Source organism: Pseudomonas sp. LRP2-20 (assembly GCF_024349685.1).
Taxonomy (GTDB): Bacteria; Pseudomonadota; Gammaproteobacteria; order Pseudomonadales; family Pseudomonadaceae; genus Aquipseudomonas.
In genome coordinates, this window is the sequence record NZ_AP025944.1 from 367292 (window position 1) to 387918 (window position 20627).

At 63.5% G+C, this 20627-nt stretch carries 16 protein-coding genes; 13 read left to right on the forward strand and 3 right to left on the reverse strand.

Annotated features, from left to right (window positions below; all coding sequences use genetic code 11):
- Positions 1 to 50: 50 nt before the first annotated feature.
- The 11 genes from pilM (at position 51) to OCX61_RS01585 (ending at position 15075) form a co-directional block, all read left to right on the forward strand.
- Positions 51 to 911, forward strand: coding sequence for a type IV pilus biogenesis protein PilM (pilM, locus tag OCX61_RS01535; protein WP_261944254.1), 861 nt, complete (start codon positions 51 to 53; stop codon positions 909 to 911).
- A complete protein-coding gene (locus OCX61_RS01540; protein WP_261942325.1) occupies positions 911 to 1447 on the forward strand; it encodes a PilN domain-containing protein in 537 nt (178 codons plus the stop codon). The genes pilM and OCX61_RS01540 overlap by 1 nt, the downstream gene beginning before the upstream one ends.
- A complete protein-coding gene (locus OCX61_RS01545) occupies positions 1444 to 2460 on the forward strand; it encodes a pilus assembly protein PilP (RefSeq protein ID WP_261942326.1) in 1017 nt (338 codons plus the stop codon). Before OCX61_RS01540 ends, OCX61_RS01545 begins: the two co-directional genes overlap by 4 nt.
- The gene (locus tag OCX61_RS01550; protein ID WP_261942327.1) at positions 2384 to 3652 is read left to right on the forward strand and encodes a type IV pilus secretin PilQ; all 1269 of its coding nucleotides are present in this window, start codon (positions 2384 to 2386) and stop codon (positions 3650 to 3652) included. The genes OCX61_RS01545 and OCX61_RS01550 overlap by 77 nt, the downstream gene beginning before the upstream one ends.
- A gap of 4 nt (positions 3653 to 3656) precedes the next feature.
- Positions 3657 to 4175: a shikimate kinase AroK gene (gene aroK / locus OCX61_RS01555; RefSeq protein WP_261942328.1), complete on the forward strand. Its 519-nt coding sequence runs from the start codon at positions 3657 to 3659 to the stop codon at positions 4173 to 4175.
- A 94-nt stretch (positions 4176 to 4269) separates the two neighbouring features.
- Positions 4270 to 5367: a 3-dehydroquinate synthase gene (gene aroB / locus OCX61_RS01560; RefSeq protein ID WP_085677950.1), complete on the forward strand. Its 1098-nt coding sequence runs from the start codon at positions 4270 to 4272 to the stop codon at positions 5365 to 5367.
- A 15-nt stretch (positions 5368 to 5382) separates the two neighbouring features.
- Entirely contained in the window at positions 5383 to 7008 is a 1626-nt protein-coding gene (locus OCX61_RS01565; RefSeq protein WP_261942329.1) for an AAA family ATPase, read from the forward strand.
- Between the two features lie 375 nt (positions 7009 to 7383).
- Positions 7384 to 11829: a glutamate synthase large subunit gene (gltB, locus tag OCX61_RS01570; RefSeq protein WP_261942330.1), complete on the forward strand. Its 4446-nt coding sequence runs from the start codon at positions 7384 to 7386 to the stop codon at positions 11827 to 11829.
- A 106-nt stretch (positions 11830 to 11935) separates the two neighbouring features.
- Positions 11936 to 13354 carry a glutamate synthase small subunit GltD family protein gene (locus OCX61_RS01575; RefSeq protein WP_060484277.1) on the forward strand — a complete coding sequence of 473 codons (1419 nt, stop codon included), beginning with the start codon at positions 11936 to 11938 and terminating at the stop codon, positions 13352 to 13354.
- Between the two features lie 195 nt (positions 13355 to 13549).
- A complete protein-coding gene (hemE, locus tag OCX61_RS01580) occupies positions 13550 to 14614 on the forward strand; it encodes a uroporphyrinogen decarboxylase (RefSeq protein WP_159412473.1) in 1065 nt (354 codons plus the stop codon).
- A gap of 113 nt (positions 14615 to 14727) precedes the next feature.
- Positions 14728 to 15075: a YgiW/YdeI family stress tolerance OB fold protein gene (locus tag OCX61_RS01585; RefSeq protein ID WP_261942331.1), complete on the forward strand. Its 348-nt coding sequence runs from the start codon at positions 14728 to 14730 to the stop codon at positions 15073 to 15075.
- Positions 15076 to 15166: 91 nt separating this feature from the next.
- Here the strand turns inward: OCX61_RS01585 and OCX61_RS01590 are convergent, their stop codons facing one another.
- On the reverse strand, positions 15167 to 16354 hold the full coding sequence (locus OCX61_RS01590) for an MFS transporter (RefSeq protein ID WP_261944255.1): 1188 nt from the start codon (positions 16352 to 16354) through the stop codon (positions 15167 to 15169).
- A 164-nt stretch (positions 16355 to 16518) separates the two neighbouring features.
- On the opposite strand from OCX61_RS01590, the gene OCX61_RS01595 reads away from it, so the two are divergent.
- Together OCX61_RS01595 and OCX61_RS01600 are read left to right on the forward strand one after the other, a co-directional pair.
- Positions 16519 to 17418: a LysR family transcriptional regulator gene (locus OCX61_RS01595; RefSeq protein ID WP_261942332.1), complete on the forward strand. Its 900-nt coding sequence runs from the start codon at positions 16519 to 16521 to the stop codon at positions 17416 to 17418.
- Between the two features lie 97 nt (positions 17419 to 17515).
- Positions 17516 to 18289, forward strand: a complete 774-nt coding sequence (locus OCX61_RS01600) for a ParA family protein (protein WP_261942333.1) — start codon at positions 17516 to 17518, stop codon at positions 18287 to 18289.
- Between the two features lie 274 nt (positions 18290 to 18563).
- Here the strand turns inward: OCX61_RS01600 and trxC are convergent, their stop codons facing one another.
- Positions 18564 to 18998, reverse strand: a complete 435-nt coding sequence (gene trxC, locus OCX61_RS01605; protein ID WP_261942334.1) for a thioredoxin TrxC — start codon at positions 18996 to 18998, stop codon at positions 18564 to 18566.
- Between the two features lie 16 nt (positions 18999 to 19014).
- Complete coding sequence (selO, locus tag OCX61_RS01610; protein ID WP_261942335.1) at positions 19015 to 20475, reverse strand: protein adenylyltransferase SelO; 1461 nt, start codon at positions 20473 to 20475, stop codon at positions 19015 to 19017.
- Positions 20476 to 20627: the final 152 nt, after the last annotated feature.

Here is a 20627-nt window from a genome sequence, read left to right on the forward strand (position 1 = left end):
CGTTCAGGCCCGGCAATGGAGCGGTTCATGGTTGTAACAAGGAAGTTGTGATGTTTGCACGTTTTGGCAAGGATGCCAGTTCACTGCTGGGGGTGGAAATCGCCTCTGACTCCGTACGTATTGCACAGGTGCGCCGCCGCAGGGGGCGCTATGAGCAGCTGGTCTGGGCACTTCAGCCATTCGAGCCGATTTCGCCTGGTAACGGCTGGCAGGACCCTGAGCGAGTCGTGGCTGCCTTGCGCAGTGCTTTTCAGCAGTCTGGCAGTCGCCAGCGCCGAGCAGCTGTGGCACTGCCAGCCTCGCAAGTGATCTGCAAGCTGTGCCAGCTGCCTGTCCATCAGGCCCCGAGCCAGATGGAGGCACAACTGCTGGCGGAGGCGGATCGGCTGTTTCCCTTTCCCCTGGAAGACCTGGCGCTGGACTTTCAAGTGCTGGGTGCCTCGCAGCTGCAGCCTGGTTGCCAGGATGTGCTGGTGGCGGCCAGTCGCCAGAGCGCACTGCAGCCTTTGGCCGCGGCATTCGAGTCTGCGGGGCTGGAGCTGGAGGTCGTGGAGGTAGACAGCATTGCCTTGCGCCGGCTGATGCCACGTCAAGCCAACGATGCAGCAGCGCTGCTGCGCATCGAGCCTGGCGGTGCGACGCTGCATGGCTGGCTTGGCGGTACGTTGCCATTGCGGCGGGAGTTGCTGGCGGGGGCGGTGCCGGGTCTGCCCGGCGATGTATTCGCTGAAGGGAAGGGGCCGGAAGAAGTGCTTGTCGTCGGCGCTCCGGCGACCGGGCAAGGCTCGCTCGTCCAAATGAGTGAGGATCTCGGCTTGCCATGCCGGCCACTGCCGCCTGTGGCGGGCGTGGATTGCAGTGACGGCAGCATGGCCTTGGCTTTCGCCCTGGCGATGGGGAGCGTGCACTGATGCTGCGTCTGAATCTGATGCCATGGCGCGAGCAGCAGCGCCTGGCTGCGCTCCGGCGTTTGCGCCTGATGGTGGTGGGGGCGGCAGTCGTGGCGCTATGTACCGTGATGTTGGTGGATCAGCTGGCCCGCCAGCGCGTGCGGCAGCAGGCCGTTGCCAATAATGGCCAGCAGGCCGCAATCGATGTGCTTGAGGCGCAGGTGGCCGAGCATGGCCGCATCAGGCAATCCTATGACGTGGTGCGTGCGCAGGCCGCCGCATTGGCAGGCTTGCGCGCCGAGCAGGGGCTGGTGACTGCCGTGTTCGCCGACCTGGAGCGGGCGCTGCCGGAAGGCGTTCAGCTGCGCAAGCTCGAGCTGGAAGGCCCACGGTTGCGCATGGTCGGTATGGCCGCCTCCGGCGCCGTCGTGGCACAGCTCATGCGTGAGCTTGAGCGCTCTGGTGTGATGCGTGATCTGGAACTGAAAAGCCTCAGGAGCCAGCCGGGTGGCGATGAGTTTGTGTTGCTGGCTCGTCTGTCGGCGTTGTGGTCGTGATTCTGTTGCAGCAAGGGGCGTGGCTGGCCCTTGTCGAGCGCTCGCGGTTTGCCCGCTTCGCGCTGCCATGCGCCGCAGGCCTCATTGTGTTTGGGCTTGGCTGTCTGTTTCGCCTGCCGCAATGGTTGCAGTTGCAGGAGGCAGAGCAGACCAGGCAGAGCCGGTTGCTTCAGGATCATGATGCCAAGGCTGCGCAGGCACTGGCGCTGTCTGAAGTGCGCGAGGCGCTCGAGGATGCTGAGCGGCTTTTGCAGGACGCTCGCTGGCGCCTTGCTGCCGGGGCTGGCATGAGCGATTTGCTGGACCAGTTGGCAGCCTCGGGGCATGCGCATGGCTTGCACTTCGAGCAACTCGATGTGCGTGATGAAGTTGAGCAGCCCGGCTACTGGCAGACACCATTGGACATGCAGGTCGTCGGGCGTTATTCGGGGCTGCGAATGTGGCTGGACGACTGGCTTGGCCAGGTGCGCCTGCTGCGTGCCGAGGCGTTGTGGCTGGAACCTGTCGATGGCAAGCCCGGGTTGTTGCGCCTTGGCATGCGGGTCCATGCCTATCAAGCCGTCGGCGCAGTGCCGGAACCGGTATCCCTGGCCGATTCGCCTGCGCGCGCAGAGGTGCTGCCTGTGGGGCTCGATCCGTTTTCCGCCTGGGCCACGCGTGTTGCCCAGGGAGGGCTTGCCAGTGTCCCGCTGGCACAGTTGCAGATGGTCGGCAGCCTGCAACGGGGGCAGCAGCGAGAAGCGTTGCTGGTGTCGGCAGGGCGCCTGTATCGCGTGCGCCCCGGTGACCGGCTGGGGCGTGAAGGTGGGGCTGTGGTGCAGGTCGGCGAGCGACAGCTGGAGGTACGCGAGCGGCTGTTCATAGGGGGCGTGTGGCGAGAGCGCACGGTAATGCTGACGCTCAGGAAGAGCGTGAACAGGGAGGCCAGGGAAGGTGATGAGATGGCTGTTGATGTGCATGGCAGTGGCCCTGATACCCAGCCAGTGGTGCATGGCGACGCCCTATCGGGGTGAGCCCATATCGCTGAATTTTCAGGATGTCGAGGTGCGCTCGGTGCTTCAGGTGCTGGCGGACTACGCAGGGATCAACCTGGTGGCCAGCGACACGGTGCAAGGCAATGTCACCTTGCGGCTGCACGAAGTCCCCTGGGATCAGGCGTTGGAATTGGTCCTTCGCAGCAAGGGGCTGGCGCGGCGCGAGGAGGGCAATGTGCTGCTGGTGGCGCCTGGCGCCGAATTGGCCGAGCAGTCCCGCGGCGCCCGTATCGGGCAGGAACTGGATGCGCAACTGCAACCGTTGCGACGTGAGCTGTTGCCCATCCATCACGCCAAGGCTTCCGACCTTGCAGAGCTGCTGCTGGCAACGCTGGCGGATGACGGCATTCTGAGCGGTCGTGGCAGCCTGAGCGTCGACGCGCGCACCAACACGTTGGTGGCCCACCAGCCTGCAGATCGCCTGGCCGAGTTGCGGCAGTTGGTCGCTCAGCTCGATGTGCCAGTACAGCAGGTGGAGATCGAGGCGCGCATCGTGGAGGCCAATGTCGACTATGAAAAAGGCCTGGGCGTGCGCTGGGGGCGCCAGCTATACGGAGAAGCGCCGCAATTGGGCAAGGACCTGTTCGTCGACCTGGGCATGGAGCGCGGCGGTGCCAGCATCGGTATAGGGCTTTTACGTGGCGGAGTGCTGCTGGACCTGGAGCTCAGTGCGATGGAAAAGAGCGGCAACGGGGAAATCATCTCCCAGCCCAAGGTGGTCACGGCCGACAAGGAAACCGCCAGGATCCTCAAGGGCACCGAGGTACCCTACCAGGAAACCAGCAAGAGTGGCGCTACCTCCGTGGCCTTTCGCGAGGCCTCGCTGTCGCTGGAGGTCACGCCACAGATCACCCCGGGCGGCAAGGTCATCATGACGGTCAAGGTGACCAAGGACGAGCCTGACTTCGTCAATGCCCTGAACGACGTGCCGCCGATTCGCAAGAACGAGGTCAATGCCAAGGTTCGTGTGGCGGACGGTGAGACCATAGTCATCGGTGGCGTCTACTCGACCACGCAAAACAATGTGGTCGACAAGGTGCCATTTTTCGGCGATCTGCCGTATGTTGGGCGGCTGTTTCGACGCGATGCATTACAAGAGAAAAAATCCGAGCTGCTGGTCTTCCTGACTCCGCGTATCATGAGTGACCAGGCGATTGCTGTGAGTCGTTGATTCTGTGCGAAATTTGATACTTGTAGGGCCTATGGGCGCTGGTAAAAGCACCATCGGGCGCCTGTTGGCCAAAGAGCTGCGCCTGCTGTTCAAGGATTCCGACAAGGAAATCGAGCTGCGAACCGGCGCCAACATCCCGTGGATCTTCGATAAAGAAGGCGAACCGGGCTTCCGTGACCGCGAGCAGGCGATGATCGCCGAGCTCTGCGCGCTCGATGGCGTGGTCGTGGCGACCGGCGGCGGCGCGGTAATGCGCGCGGAAAACCGCAAGGCGCTGCACGCGGGTGGCCGGGTCATCTACCTGCACGCCTCGGTGGAGCAGCAGGTCGGGCGCACTGCGCGCGATCGCAACCGCCCGTTGTTGCGCACCGCCAACCCGGAGGCGACCCTGCGCGCCTTGCTGGAGGCGCGCGACCCGCTCTATCGCGAGATCGCCGACCTGGTGGTGGAAACCGACGAACGGCCGCCGCGCATGGTGGTGCTCGATATTCTCGAGCGCCTGCAGCAGTTGCCGCCCCGCTAAGCCGGGACTATTCTCGGCCAGCGCCGAGGCGAGGTTCAACGTTACCGCGCGGGTCGCACAGCCGGCGCCGCGCCCAAGTACATTGTGGGGATACATGCAGACACTAAAGGTCGACCTCGGCGAGCGTAGCTACCCGATCTACATTGGCGAAGGCCTGCTGGACCAGGCCGAACTGCTGGCGCCGCATATCCGCGGGCGGCAGGTCGCCATCGTTTCCAACGAAACCGTCGCGCCTCTGTATCTCGAACGCCTGAGCAAGACCCTCGGTGCCTACTCGGTGCTGCCGGTGATCCTGCCGGACGGCGAAGCCCACAAAAACTGGGAAACCCTGCAGCTGATCTTCGACGGCCTGCTGACGGCGCGGCATGACCGCCGTACCACCGTGGTAGCCCTCGGTGGCGGCGTGATCGGCGACATGGCCGGCTTTGCGGCCGCTTGCTACCAGCGTGGTGTCGACTTCATCCAGGTGCCGACCACCCTGTTGTCCCAGGTCGACTCCTCGGTCGGCGGCAAGACCGGCATCAACCACCCGCTGGGCAAGAACATGGTCGGTGCCTTCTACCAGCCCAACGCGGTGCTGATCGACACCACCAGCCTCAAGACCCTGCCCGCGCGCGAGCTGTCGGCAGGCCTGGCTGAAGTGATCAAGTACGGCCTGATCTGCGACAAGCCGTTCCTGGCCTGGCTCGAAGACAATATGCAGGCCCTGCGTGCGCTGGAGCCCGCTGCGCTGACCGAAGCGATCAGCCGCTCCTGCGCTGCCAAGGCTGCCGTGGTCGGCGCCGACGAGCGTGAGTCCGGCGTGCGTGCCACGCTGAACCTGGGCCATACCTTTGGCCACGCCATCGAAACCCACATGGGCTACGGTGTATGGCTGCACGGCGAAGCCGTGGCCGCGGGCACGGTAATGGCCCTGGAAATGTCCATGCGCCTGGGCTGGATCGACCAGGCCGAGCGTGATCGCGCAATCCGCCTGCTGCAGGACGCAGGTTTGCCGGTGGTGCCACCACAGGAAATGACCCCGGCGCATTTCATGGAGCATATGGCGGTCGACAAGAAGGTGCTCGATGGCCGCCTGCGGTTGGTGCTGCTGCGCCAGCTGGGCGAGGCCGTGATCACCGACGACTATCCGAAAGAGATTCTTCAGGCCACGCTGTCGGCGGATTACCGCGCGATCGTGGCCCAGCTTTGAGGTTGTGACAGCGTAATGACCAGTTTGCATGCCGATGAGGCGTTCCTCGAACATTACCAGTTGAGCCACGATCCGTTCGCGCCGCGTGTGCCCGGCTTCAAGTTCTTCCCCGCCCAGCGCAAGCCGGTACTGGGTCAGTTGCATCACCTGGCCCGCTACAGCCAGCTGATGCTGGTGGTCACCGGCCCTGTGGGCAGCGGCAAGACCCTGTTGCGCCAGGCCCTGGTGGCCAGTACCAACAAGCAGTCGGTGCTGAGCGTGGTGGTGTCTGCCCGCGGCGCCAGTGATGCCGCCAGTGTGCTTGGCCAGGTGGCGCAAACCCTGGAAGTGGCCCAGCCTGAAGTGCAGGCGATCCTGAACAAGGTGGTGCAGCTGGCACTGACCGGGCAGGAAGTCTATTTGCTGGTCGACGATGCGGAACAACTCGACGAGTCGGCACTCCAAGCGTTGCTGGAACTGGCAGCTGGGCTACCGGAAGGGCGCCCGCACGTGTTCCTGTTCGGCGAGCCGTCGCTGATTGCCGGGTTGGACGAGATCCAGGTCGAGGAAGAGCGCTTCCACGTCATAGAACTCGCACCGTACAGCGAGGAAGAAACCCGCGAGTACCTGGAGCAACGCCTGGAAGGCGCTGGCCGGGGCATCGAGGTGTTCAGCCGTGAACAGCTAGTCGATATTCATGAAAACTCCGACGGATGGCCTGGCAACATCAACCAGGTCGCCCGCGATACTTTGATCGAAGCCATGATCGCCAGCCGTACCACGGTCAAGCGACCATCCATGGGGTTCAAAATGCCTAAGAAACACGTGCTCGCGCTGTCCGCTGTCGTCGTGGTCGCCGTAGGTGCTGCGGTGCTGATGCCCAAGAAAGGCGACAAGGCCCCCGCCGAGGCGCCTGTGGCCCAGGCTCAGCTGCCGTTGGGCGAGGGCCAGCCAGGCGCCGCCCAATCGAACAATGGCAACCCGGCCATCGAGTTCTCCGGCCAGTCGCAGCCGATGCCACTGCCCCTGGTGGGGCAGTCCCAGCCGGTCATGCGCGAGCCTCTGGCACAAGCTGCCGGCATGGGTGACGGCGAAGAGGGTGGCCCGGCCGGCAATACCGCCTTGCAGCCTGGCAACCCGCCTACCGTGACCACCATCGCGCCGCCGCAGGGCGTGCCTGCCGGCCCGGCGCCGAGCATGGCCCAGGCTACCGCGCCAGTGCAGCCGGTTGCGCCAGCACCGAAGCCTGTCGCTACCCAGCCTGCCAAACCGGTTGCGCCTGCCAAGCCGGCACCGGCACCGGCACCGACTCAGGTCGCTACCGCCAAGCCAGCCGCCAAGCCGGTGGAAAAACCGGCAGCCGGCGGCACCGGCAGCAGTAGCTGGTACTCTGGCCAGAAGCCAGGCAACTATGTGGTGCAGATTCTCGGCACCAGTTCCGAGGCGTCGGCCCAGGCCTTCGTCAAGGCGCAGGGTGGCGACTATCGCTACTTCAAGAAAAACCTGCAGGGCAAGCCACTCTACGTGGTCACCTACGGCAACTTTGCCAACCGCGACGCAGCGGTTGCGGCAATCAAGAACTTGCCAGCGAAGGTCCAGGCTGGTAAACCTTGGCCACGTACCGTTGCCAGCGTCCAACAAGAGCTCGCTTCGGCCCGCTGATACCTGCCGGGCGGCATCACCCCCGCCGCCCAGTTGCTGAGCGATTAACGACATTCGAATAGCCTGCTGCGCCTGAGCGCGGCAGGCTTTTCTGTCCCAGGCTGCCGGCCACAAGCCTCTGTTGCAGTCATGGCTGAAACGCTTCAGACTCGAGCCAAGCCGCTATCACGGCGGATGGCGCAAAAACATTCAAAATTGCGACATAAATTTTCAATGGTGAGACATGAAAATTTGTGGGTATGACTGTCGCTGTGCAACAATGGTTTTCCATGGCCACCGCAAAAAAGCTGGCGTTTGATCGGCGTGGATGGTAAGTGGTTGTACATAAAAGAGATTTACCTCCGGTTGAGAGGTGAACCTGGTGAGAAAGTGTCTATGAAAACAGGTCTGTACCATCCCGAAGAATTCAAGGACAACTGTGGTTTTGGCCTGATCGCCCATATGACGGGCGAACCGAGCCACCACCTTCTGCAAACCGCCATGCAGGCACTGACCTGCATGACCCACCGCGGCGGCATCAACGCCGACGGCAAGACCGGTGACGGTTGCGGTCTGCTCATGCAGAAGCCTGATCAATTCCTGCGTGCCGTGGCCCAGGAACACTTCGCCGTCGAGCTGCCCAAGCAGTACGCCGTCGGCATGGTGTTCTTCAACCAGGACCCGGTCAAAGCCGAAGCTGCCCGTGCCAACATGGACCGCGAAATCGTCGCCGCCGGCCTGAAGCTGGTCGGCTGGCGCAAGGTCCCGATCGACACCAGCGTGCTCGGTCGCCTGGCCCTTGAGCGCCTGCCGCAGATCGAGCAGGTGTTCATCGGCGGTGAAGGCCTGAGCGATCAGGAATTCGCCATCAAGCTGTTCAGTGCCCGTCGCCGTTCGTCCGTGGCCAACGCCCACGACGCCGACCACTACATCTGCAGCTTCTCGCACAAGACCATCATCTACAAAGGCCTGATGATGCCGCGCGATCTCGCGGCGTTCTATCCAGACCTCGGTGACGAGCGCCTGCAAACCGCGATCTGCGTGTTCCACCAGCGCTTCTCCACCAACACCCTGCCGAAATGGCCGCTGGCGCAGCCATTCCGCTTCCTCGCCCACAACGGCGAGATCAACACCATCACCGGCAACCGCAACTGGGCCATGGCCCGTCGCACCAAGTTCGCCAACGACCTGATCCCCGACCTCGAAGAGCTCGGCCCGCTGGTCAACCGCGTCGGTTCCGACTCCTCGAGCATGGACAACATGCTGGAGCTGATGGTCACCGGCGGCATCGACCTGTTCCGCGGTGTGCGCATGCTGGTACCGCCAGCCTGGCAGAACGTCGAGACCATGGATGCCGACCTGCGCGCCTTCTACGAATACAACTCCATGCACATGGAACCGTGGGATGGTCCGGCCGGTATCGTCATGACCGAAGGTCGCCACGCGGTGTGCCTGCTCGACCGTAACGGCCTGCGCCCGGCGCGCTGGGTGACGACCACCAATGGCTACATCACCATCGCCTCGGAAATCGGCGTGTGGGGCTACCAGCCTGAGGAAGTCCTGGCCAAGGGCCGTGTCGGCCCGGGCCAGATCCTCGCCGTGGACACCGAGACCGGCCAGATCCTCGATACCGATGCCATCGACAACCGTCTGAAATCGCGCCACCCGTACAAGCGCTGGCTGCGTCAGCACGCCCTGCGCATCCAGGCGACCTTGACCGACGACCAGGGCGTGGCCAGCTACGACGCTGACCAGCTCAAGCAGTACATGAAGATGTTCCAGGTCACCTTCGAAGAGCGTGACCAGGTGCTGCGCCCACTCGGCGAGCAGGGCCAGGAAGCGGTCGGCTCGATGGGTGATGACACGCCGATGGCCGTGCTTTCGCAGCGCGTGCGTTCGCCGTACGACTTCTTCCGCCAGCAGTTCGCCCAGGTGACCAACCCACCGATCGACCCACTGCGCGAAGCGATCGTCATGTCCCTGGAAATCTGCCTGGGCGCCGAGCGCAACATCTTCCAGGAATCCCCGGAGCACGCTTCGCGGGTGATCCTCAGCTCGCCGGTCATCTCGCCTGCCAAGTGGCGTTCGCTGATGAACCTAGAGCGCGAAGGCTTCGACCGCCAGCTGATCGACCTCAACTATGACGAGAGCGTCGGCCTGGAAGCGGCCATCCGCAACATCGCCGACCAGGCTGAAGAAGCCGTGCGCGGCGGCAAGACCCAGCTGGTGCTGAGCGACCGCTACATCGCTCCGGGCAAACTGCCTGTGCACGCTTCGCTGGCGGTGGGTGCCGTGCACCACCGCCTGACCGAGCAGGGCCTGCGTTGCGACAGCAACATCCTGGTCGAGACTGCTACTGCCCGTGACCCGCACCACTTCGCCGTGCTGCTGGGCTTCGGGGCCTCGGCCGTGTATCCGTACCTGGCCTACGAAGTGCTGGCCGACCTGATCCGTACCGGTGAAGTGCTGGGCGATCTGGACGAAGTCTTCAAGTACTACCGCAAAGGTATTTCCAAGGGCCTGCTGAAGATCCTGTCGAAGATGGGTATCTCCACCATCGCCTCGTACCGTGGCGCCCAGCTGTTCGAAGCCGTGGGCCTGTCCGAGGAAGTGGTCGGCCTGAGCTTCAAGGGCGTGTCCAGCCGCATCAAGGGTGCGCGTTTCGTCGACCTCGAAGGCGACCAGAAGCTGCTGGCAGCCGAAGCCTGGAGCGCGCGCAAGCCGATCCAGCAAGGTGGCCTGCTGAAGTTCGTCCACGGTGGCGAATACCACGCCTACAACCCGGATGTGGTCAACACCCTGCAGGCCGCCGTGCAGCAGGGCGACTACGCCAAGTTCAAGGAATACACCACGCTGGTCGACCAGCGCCCGGTGTCGATGATTCGCGACCTGCTGAAAGTGAAGGTGGCCGACGAGCCCCTGCCGCTGGATCAGATCGAGCCGCTGGAGGCCATCCTCAAGCGCTTCGACTCCGCCGGTATCTCGCTGGGCGCACTGTCGCCGGAAGCACACGAAGCCCTGGCCGAGGCGATGAACCGCCTGGGTGCACGCTCCAACTCCGGTGAGGGCGGTGAAGACCCGTCGCGCTACGGCACCATCAAGAGCTCGAAGATCAAGCAGGTGGCTACCGGCCGCTTTGGCGTGACCCCGGAATACCTGGTCAACGCCGAAGTGCTGCAGATCAAGGTTGCCCAGGGCGCCAAGCCTGGCGAGGGCGGCCAGCTGCCAGGCGGCAAGGTCAACGGCCTGATCGCCAAGCTGCGCTATGCGGTACCGGGCGTGACCCTGATTTCGCCACCGCCGCACCACGACATCTACTCGATCGAAGACCTGGCCCAGCTGATCTACGACCTCAAGCAGGTCAACCCGCAGGCCCTGGTGTCGGTCAAGCTGGTGGCTGAGGCGGGTGTTGGCACCATCGCCGCAGGTGTGGCCAAGGCCTATGCCGACCTGATCACCATCTCTGGTTACGACGGTGGCACCGGCGCTTCGCCGCTGACCTCGATCAAGTACGCCGGCGCCCCGTGGGAACTGGGCCTGGCCGAAACCCACCAGACCCTGCGCGGCAACGACCTGCGCGGCAAGGTGCGGGTACAGACCGACGGCGGCCTGAAGACCGGCCTGGACGTGATCAAGGCGGCCATCCTCGGCGCCGAGAGCTTCGGCTTCGGCACCGCGCCGATGATCGCCCTGGGCTGCAAGTACCTGCGCATCTGCCACCTGAACAACTGCGCCACCGGCGTGGCTACCCAGAACGACAAGCTGCGCAAGGACCACTACATCGGCACCGTCGACATGGTGATCAACTTCTTCACCTTCGTCGCCAGCGAGACCCGTGAATGGCTGGCCAAGCTGGGCGTGCGCAGCCTCGGCGAGCTGATCGGCCGTACCGACCTGCTCGACGTGCTGCCAGGCGACACCGAGCGCCAGCAGTACCTGGACCTGACGCCGCTGCTGGGCAGCTCGCACATCCCGGCCGACAAGCCGCAGTTCTGCGAAGTCGACAAGAACCCGCCGTTCGACAAGGGCGAGCTGGCCGAGAAGATGGTCGAGATGGCCCTGCCGGCGATCCGCGACCAGGCCGGTGGCGAGTTCAGCCTCGACATCTGCAACTGCGACCGTTCCATCGGTGCCCGTATCTCTGGCGAAATCGCCAAGCTGTACGGCAACCAGGGCATGGCTGACAAGCCGGTCACCTTCCGCTTCAAGGGTACTGCCGGGCAGAGCTTCGGCGTATGGAACGCCGGTGGCCTGAACCTGCATCTGGAAGGCGACGCCAACGACTACGTCGGCAAAGGCATGACCGGTGGCAAGGTCACCATCGTGCCGCCAGCCGGCAGCCCGTTTGCAACCCAGCACAGTGCCATCGTCGGCAACACCTGCCTGTACGGCGCCACCGGTGGCAAGCTGTTCGCCGCTGGTACTGCGGGCGAACGCTTCGCTGTGCGTAACTCCGGCGCCCACGCTGTTGTCGAGGGTACTGGCGATCACTGCTGTGAATACATGACCGGCGGCTTTGTCTGCGTTCTGGGCAAGACCGGTTACAACTTCGGTTCTGGCATGACTGGCGGCTTCGCCTACGTGCTCGACATGGACAACAGCTTCGTCGACAAACTCAACCACGAGCTGGTGGAAATCCAGCGCATCAGTGGTGAGGCGATGGAAGCCTACCGCAGCCACCTGGCGCGGGTCCTTGGCGAATACGTGGAAGAGACCGGCAGCGAGTGGGGGCGTGAGCTCTTCGAGAACCTGGACGACTACGTGCGGCGCTTCTGGCTGGTCAAGCCGAAGGCGGCCAACCTCAAGCAACTGCTGTCCAGCACCCGTGCCAACCCGCAGTAAGAACAGCTGCAAGTGACGGCCCCGTGCGCGGGGCCCGTCGTGCTCAAGTGATCGTCTTGCAGCTTGCAGCCTGAGGCTGGCAACTGCGGTAAAGAGGTTTTGAAAAATGGCTGAACGTCTGAACAACGACTTCCAGTTCATCGAAGTGGGCCGCAAGGACCCGAAGAAAAAGCTGCTGCGCCAGCGCAAGAAGGAGTTCGTGGAAATCTACGAGCCTTTCAAGCCGCAGCAGTCCGTGGAACAGGCGCACCGCTGCCTGGGCTGCGGTAACCCGTACTGCGAATGGAAGTGCCCGGTACACAACTTCATCCCCAACTGGCTGAAGCTGGTCTCCGAAGGCAACATCCTGGCGGCGGCCGAACTGTCGCACCAGACCAACACCCTGCCGGAAGTATGCGGCCGCGTGTGCCCGCAGGACCGTCTGTGCGAGGGTGCCTGCACCCTGAACGACGGTTTCGGCGCGGTGACCATCGGCTCGGTCGAGAAGTACATCACCGACACCGCCTTCGCCATGGGCTGGCGCCCGGACATGTCCAAGGTCAAGCCAACCGGCAAGCGCGTCGCCATCATCGGCGCCGGCCCGGCTGGCCTGGGCTGTGCCGACGTGCTGGTGCGTGGCGGCGTGACCCCGGTGGTGTTCGACAAGAACCCGGAAATCGGCGGCCTGCTGACCTTCGGCATCCCCGAGTTCAAGCTGGAAAAGACCGTACTGAGCAATCGTCGCGAAGTCTTCACCGGCATGGGCATCGAGTTCCGCCTGAACACCGAGGTGGGCAAGGACATCACCATGGAACAACTGCTCGCCGAGTACGACGCGGTGTTCATGGGTATGGGCACCTACACCTACATGAAGGGCGGTTTCCCGGGTGAGGACCTGCCAGGCGTGCACGACGCGCTGGATTTCCTGATCGCCAACGTCAACCGCAACCTCGGCTTCGAGAAGTCGCCGGAAGACTTCGTCGACATGCAGGGCAAGAAGGTCGTGGTGCTGGGCGGTGGCGACACCGCGATGGACTGCAACCGCACCTCGATCCGCCAGGGCGCCAAGTCGGTGACCTGCGCCTATCGCCGTGACGAAGCCAACATGCCGGGTTCGCGCAAAGAGGTGAAGAACGCCAAGGAAGAGGGCGTGAAGTTCCTCTATAACCGCCAGCCCATCGCAATCGTCGGCGAGGACAAGGTCGAAGGCGTGAAGGTGGTCGAGACCCGTCTCGGCGAGCCGGATGCCCGTGGCCGTCGCAGCCCCGAGCCGATCCCGGGCTCCGAAGAGATCCTGCCGGCCGACGCCGTGGTGATCGCTTTCGGCTTCCGCCCGAGCCCGGCACCGTGGTTCGAGCAGCATGGCATCCAGCTGGACAGCCAGGGCCGCGTGGTGGCACCAGAGAAAGCCAAGTTCAAGCACCAGACCAGCAACCCGAAAGTGTTCGCCGGTGGCGACATGGTGCGCGGTTCGGACCTGGTGGTGACGGCGATCTTCGAAGGCCGCAACGCCGCCGAAGGGATCCTGGACTACCTCGAAGTCTGATCCATCGCATTCGCGGGCAAGCCCCGCTCCCACAGGATGATGTGCATATCCTGTGGGAGCGGGCTTGCCCGCGAAGCTTTTTTGTATACAAAATCGTTTGATCTGTGGCACCCAATAGACAAAACGCATGGTCTTGACCGTGCCTTTTGCGCTGGCGTCTGAGAAAATGCCCGCACTATTTTTCCGGATGCCGACATGACTGCCCTGAAGAACGATCGTTTCCTGCGTGCACTGCTCAAGCAACCCGTAGACGTTACCCCTGTCTGGATGATGCGCCAGGCCGGCCGTTACCTGCCGGAGTACCGCGCCAGCCGCGCCAAGGCCGGTGATTTCATGAGCCTGTGCATGAACCCGCAGTTCGCCTGCGAGGTTACCCTGCAGCCGCTGGACCGCTACCCGCTGGACGCGGCGATCCTGTTCTCGGACATCCTCACCATCCCTGACGCCATGGGCCTGGGCCTGTACTTCGAAACCGGCGAAGGCCCGCGTTTCAAGAAGGTCATCAGCACCCCGGCCGATATCGAAGCGCTGCCGATCCCTGACCCGCAGAAGGACCTCGGCTACGTGATGGACGCGGTCAGCACCATCCGCCGCGAGCTCAATGGCCGCGTCCCGTTGATCGGCTTCTCCGGCAGCCCCTGGACGCTGGCCACCTACATGGTCGAAGGCGGCTCGTCGAAGGACTTCCGCAAGACCAAGGCCATGGCCTACGACAACCCGCAAGCCTTGCACCTGCTGCTGGACAAGCTGGCCCAGTCGGTCACCAGCTACCTCAACGGCCAGATCCTTGCCGGCGCCCAGGCCGTGCAGATCTTCGACACCTGGGGCGGCAACCTGTCGGCGGCGGCCTACCAGGAATTCTCCCTGGCCTACATGCGCAAGATCGTCAGCGGCCTGATCCGCGAACACGAAGGGCGCAAGGTGCCGGTGATCCTGTTCACCAAGAATGGCGGCCTGTGGCTGGAAAGCATCGCCGAAGCCGGCGCCGATGCACTGGGCCTGGACTGGACCTGCGAAATCGGCGACGCCCGCCGACGCGTCGGTGACAAGGTGGCACTGCAAGGCAACATGGACCCGACCGTGTTGTACGCCAAGCCCGAAGCCATCCGCCAGGAAGTGGCACGCATCCTCGCCAGCTATGGCAAGGGCACTGGACATGTGTTCAACCTGGGCCATGGCATCACACCGGAAGTCGACCCGGAGCACGCGGGCGTGTTCATCAACGCCGTGCATGAACTGTCGGCGCAATATCACCAGTAAGCGATTTGAAACGAACAGCCCGGCCAAGTGCCGGGCTTTTTACTGCATTAAGTTTTAATTCAGCGATCGTCGTTAATCTGGGGCTATCAAAACCTGAACAGGAACCGATCCCCATGAAGACCCGTTACCTCGCGCTGATCCTCGCCCCGTTGTTCAGCACCGCTGCCCTGGCCGCTGGCTACACCGGTCCGGGTGCCCTGTCGGTGACTACCGTTGCGGCTGCCCAAGATGCCGCCGATGACACCCCGGTAGTACTGCAGGGCTACGTTACCAAGAAGATCAACAACGACGACAAGTACGAGTTCAAGGACAATACCGGCACCATCACCGTCGAGATCGACGACGAAGACCTGCCGCCGACGCCGTTCAACGACAAGACCAAGGTCAAGCTGACCGGCGAGGTGGAGAAGCACCTGATGAGCCGTGAGGTGGATGTGGACATCGTCGAGATCATCAACTGATCCGAGGGCCCAATCGCGGGTAAACCCGCTCCCACAGCTTGGCTTCAGGTGTAGCGCGGTCACTGTGGGAGCGGGTTCGTCCGCGAGTGCTTCACACCGTTTTTGGCGCTAGCTTGCTCAAGTGCAATGCCACCAGCAACGCTACCGCCAGCAGGTTACCAATGAACAGACCGATCCCGTTCCAGCCCCACTGGTGCCAGAACACCCCGCCCGCAGTACCGGCCACGCTCGAGCCCGCGTAGTAACTGAACAGGTACAGTGATGAAGCCTGTCCCTTGGCCTTCAGCGCCCGGCGGCCGATCCAGCTGCTGGCCACAGAGTGCGCACCGAAGAAGCCGAAGGTGAACACCAGCATGCCGATAATCACCAGCGCCAGCGGGCTGGCCAAGGTCATCAGCAAACCACTTGCCATTACCACGATACTGGCCCAGAACACCTTGCGCCGGCCCAGCTTGTCAGCCAGTGCGCCAACTTGCGCCGAGCTATAGATACCCGACAGGTACACCACTGACAACAAACCGACCAGCGCCTGGTTCATGTGGTAAGGCTCCGCCAGCAGGCGGTAGCCGATGTAGTTGAACAGGGTGACGAAGGCGCCCATGAGCAGGAAGGCCTCGAGGAACAGCCACGGCAGCCCGGCATCCTTGAAATGCATGACGAAGCCATCGAGCAGGTTGCGCGGGCTCATCAGCTGTGGGCGGAAGTTGCGCGACTCGGGCAGCACTTTCCAGAACACCAGCGCCGCCACCAGGGCCAGGCCGCCGATGGTCAGCATCGCTGTGTGCCAACTGACGAAGTCGATCAATACCCCGGTAATCAATCGCCCACTCATACCGCCGATTGCGTTGCCACCAATGTACAGGCCCATGGCCAGGCCGATGTGCTGCGGGTGGATCTCTTCGCTCAGGTAGGTCATCGCCACCGCTGCCAGGCCACTCAGCGAAAGGCCCACCAGGGCGCGGGTGGCCAGTACCAGTTCCCAGCTCGGCATCACTGCGCTGGCCAGGGTCGACAGGGCGGCGCAGACCAGGGCAAAGACCATGACCGGCTTGCGGCCGATGCGGTCGGAGATCGGGCCGGTGATCAACAGGCCGAACGCCAACATCGCGGTCGATACCGAGAGCACCAGGCTGCTTTGCGCCGCGTTGATGGAAAACTCCTTCGACAGCAACGGCATCATTGGCTGCACGCAGTACAGCAGGGCGAACGTGGCGAAGCCGCCGCTGAACAGTGCCAGCACGGTCTTCATGAAGGCTGGGGTGCCTTTCTCGATCCACATTTCGTTCAGGGGGGCAGGTTCTGGGTCGGCAGGAAGGGGGGCTACAGCAGTTTTCACGGGCGGTACCTCTGGCGCAATGAAAAAAGCATATAGCTGGCTAACGATTAGATCCAATATATTGTTCGACCTATTTGAGACGTTTCGCGACCTAATTGGAGTCGATCATGGAGCTGCGTCATTTGCGTTATTTCATCGCCGTCGCCGAAGAGCTGCACTTCGGCCGCGCGGCTCAGCAACTGGGCATCTCCCAGCCGCCGTTGAGCCAGCAGATCCAGGCGCTGGAACAGGAACTGGGGGCGCGCCTGTTCGAGCGGACCAACCGTCGGGTCGAGCTGAGTGAGGCCGGCCGACTGTTCCTTGAAGAGGCGCGCCAGGTGCTGGCGCAAGTGGAAAAGGCGGCCGATGTGGCGCGCCGTGCGCAGTTGGGTGAGCTGGGCGAGATGAAGATCGGCTTCACTTCGTCGGCGCCGTTCACATCGAAGATTCCCAAGGCCATCCATGCCTTTCGCCAGCGTTTCCCGGCCGTGCACCTTAACTTGAAGGAAATGAGCAGCCGGGATGTCGCCGAAGGGGTGTTCGACGAATCCATCGAAGTGGGGCTGATGCGGCCAATGCCGCTGCCGGAGGGCCTGGTGGCCACTGAACTGTTCCGCGAGCCGCTGGTGGCGGTGATCAACGCCTCGCACCCGTTGGCCGAAGGTACCGAGCATGGCGTGCACATGGCCGCCCTGGCCCAGGAACCGTTCGTGTTCTTCCCGCGCAGCTATGGCAGCGGGTTGCATGCGCAGTTGCTGAGCCTGGCGCGCCAGGCGGGTTTCAACCCGCATTTCGCTCAGGAAGCGGGCGAGGCGATGACCATCATCGGCCTGGTGTCAGCGGGGCTTGGGGTCTCGGTGCTGCCTGCGTCGTTCCAGCGCATGCGTATCGAAGGCGTGGTGTACCGAACTTTGCTGGATGAAGGGGCGATGTCGGCGGTGTGGCTGGTGCAACGCGAGCGTGGCGGTTCGGCGATGGCACGGGCGTTCGCCGAGTTGCTCACGGGGCTGATGGCAGGCCAGGGGTGATGTTTGCAGCCTGCGCCGGCCACTGGGGCAAATGGCGCTGGCCATTGCCGCTGCACCGCCACATACTCGGGCATTCGTTGATACACGGAGGTCAATCATGCGGCGCGTGGTGTTCAATCAGAAAGGTGGCGTGGGCAAGTCGAGCATTGCTTGCAACCTGGCGGCAGTGAGCGCCAGCGAAGGTTATCGGACCTTGCTGATCGACCTGGATGCCCAGGCCAACTCGACCCAGTACCTGACCGGCCTGACCGGCGATGAGATCCCCATGGGCATCGCCGATTTCTTCAAGCAGAGCCTGTCCAGTGGACCGTTCAGCAAGAAGAACAAGGTCGATATCTACGAAACCCCGTTCGACAACCTGCATGTGGTCACTGCCACGGCGGAGTTGGCCGACCTTCAACCCAAGCTGGAAGCCAAGCACAAGATCAACAAGCTGCGTAAGTTGCTCGACGAGCTGGACGAGGACTACGAGCGGATCTACATCGACACGCCGCCGGCCCTCAACTTCTATGCGGTTTCCGCATTGATCGCCGCTGATCGCGTGCTCATCCCCTTCGACTGCGACAGCTTCTCGCGCCAGGCGCTGTATGGCCTGCTGGCTGAAATCGAAGAGCTCAAGGACGACCACAATGAAGACCTGGTGGTCGAAGGTATCGTGGTCAACCAGTTCCAGTCCCGCGCCAGCCTGCCCCAGCAGATGCTCGACGAGCTGCTGGCCGAAGGGCTGCCGGTGTTACCGGTGTACCTGGGCAGCTCAGTGAAGATGCGCGAATCGCACCATGCCAGCCTGCCGCTGATTCACCTGGAACCGCGGCACAAGCTGACCCAGCAGTTTGTCGAGTTGCACTCGCTGCTCGAAGAGAATGGCTGAAGATCTTCAGCGCCTATCAGACCGAGCGCCGCCCGCGCGGCGCATCGCGAGCTGTGCTCGCTCCTACGTTTGTTTCGGGCCAGTAACGCCTGTGACAGGCGCGCGCGACCGCCTAGTGGGTACGACGCGATATCGCGCCATGCGCCAGGGCGTCCGCGCGCAAATTCAACAGGATCAATTGGCCCGAAACAAACGTAGGAGCGAGCGCAGCTCGCGATGCGCCGCGCGGGCGGCGCTCGATGTCATAGGCGCCAGACAGCTCAAGACATGCGCTTCAGACCCCCTGGCTGCGCACCCACTCCAGCAACGACTGGAGTGGAAACGCCCCGGCCTGGCGGCTGATCTCGCGGCCGTTTTTGAACAGGATCAGGCTGGGGATCGAGCGGATGCCCAGTTGCCCGGCGAGGGTGCGGTTGGCCTCGCTGTCGAGCTTGGCCAGGCGGCAGCGGCCGCTGAGCTGGCGCGCGGCCTGCTTGAAGGTCGGGGCGAAGGATTTGCACGGGCCGCACCAGTCGGCCCAGACGTCGATCAGCAGGGGCAGGTCGCCCTTGATCTGGCTGGCATAGTTGGCTTCGCTGAGTTCGAAGGGGGTGCTCAGCAGCACGTCCTGCTTGCAGCGGCCGCATTTCGGGGCATCACCCAGGCGCGCCGCCGGCAGGCGGTTGAGGCCGTTGCAGTGGGGGCAGGGGATTACCAGTGGGTCGGACATGTGAACTCCTTGATCATTACGAAGAACAGCTGATTTCCAGGTGCTTGCCCCACTCCGGTGGGCGCTCGGCATAGGCCTGCATCCCCGCTTGCTCCTCGAACGGCTTGCTCAGCACCTGGTGCAGACGACGCACTTCACTGTAGTCCCCCGCTTCGGCCGCTTCGATGGCCTTCTGTGCCAGGTAGTTGCGCAGCACGTACAGCGGGTTCACCGCATGCATCCGTTCACGACGGCCTTCGGCATTACCCTGCTCGCGCTGGCAACGGGCCAGGTAATCCGCACCCCAGGCATCGAAGCCGGCGAGGTCGATGAAGTCGTCGCGCACCACTTTCAGCGCCTCGGCGACGGGCTGGTCACCCAGCTTGCGGAAGAACAGGTTGTAGTCCACGCCACCGCTCTGCATACGCTGCAGCAGGCGCTCGACCAGCGCCATGTCGTCGTCTTCTGCAGTGGTCAGGCCCAGGCGCCGTCGCATCAGGTCAAGGTAGTGCGCCTGGTACAGCGGCAGGAACAGGCCCAGCGCTTGCTTGAGGGCTTCGACCTCGATCACCGTGGTCAGAGCCTGGGCCAGCGCGCTGAGGTTCCAGTGGGCGATCGGCACCTGGTTGGCGTAGCTGTAGCGGCCACGGTCGTCGGAGTGGTTGCAGATGAAGTTGGCGTCGAAGTCGTCGAGGAAGGCGAAAGGGCCGAAATCGAAGGTGATGCCGAGGATCGACATGTTGTCGGTGTTCATCACCCCGTGGCAGAAGCCATAGGCCTGCCAGCGGGCGATCAGCTCGGCATTGCGCTCGACGATGGTGCGGAACATGGCCAGATAAGGCTGCTCGGCATCGCGGCATTCGGGGTAGTGCTGCTCCAGCACGTGGTCGATCAGCACCCGCTGCTGTTCTGGCTGCTTGGTGTAGTAGAAGTATTCGAAATGCCCGAACCGAACATGGCTCTGCGCCAGGCGGGTGAGCATTGCCGCGCGCTCGCGGGTTTCGCGCCATACCGGGGTGCTCGAGCCGATCACGCACAGTGCCCGGCTGCTGGGGATGCCGAGGGCGTGCAGGGCTTCGGAGGCGAGGAATTCACGGATTGACGAGCGCAGCACGGCGCGGCCATCGCCCATGCGCGAATATGGCGTCTGGCCGGCACCCTTGAGGTGCAGGTCCCAGTGCTCGCCCTGGTCATTCAGCACTTCGGCCAGCAGCAGGCCGCGGCCATCGCCCAGGCGCGGGTTGTAGGAGCCGAACTGGTGGCCGGAATACACCATTGCCCGCGGATCGGCCTGTTCCCAGAGCTTGTGGCCGCTGAACAGCTCGGCGAACACTGGCAATTCGGCTTGGGCCGGGTCGAGGTCGAGCAGGGCCATGGCCGACTCGCTCGCCACCACCAGGCGCGGCTCGGCAATCGGCTCGGGCAGGACCTGGGTGGAGAACGCATCGCCCAGGCGGGCGAAGCGGTTGTCGAAGGTGAGTTGGTCGAGGGCTTTCACGGGGCCGGCTCCTGAAGTCGGGACATCGGGGCCGCTTTGCGGCCCTTCGCGGGCAAGCCCGCTCCCTAAGGTAATGTGCGGTCTCTGTGGGAGCGGGCTTGCCCGCGAACGAGGGCGAAGCCCTCGCAGGGGATTTGCACAGAATAAAGTAT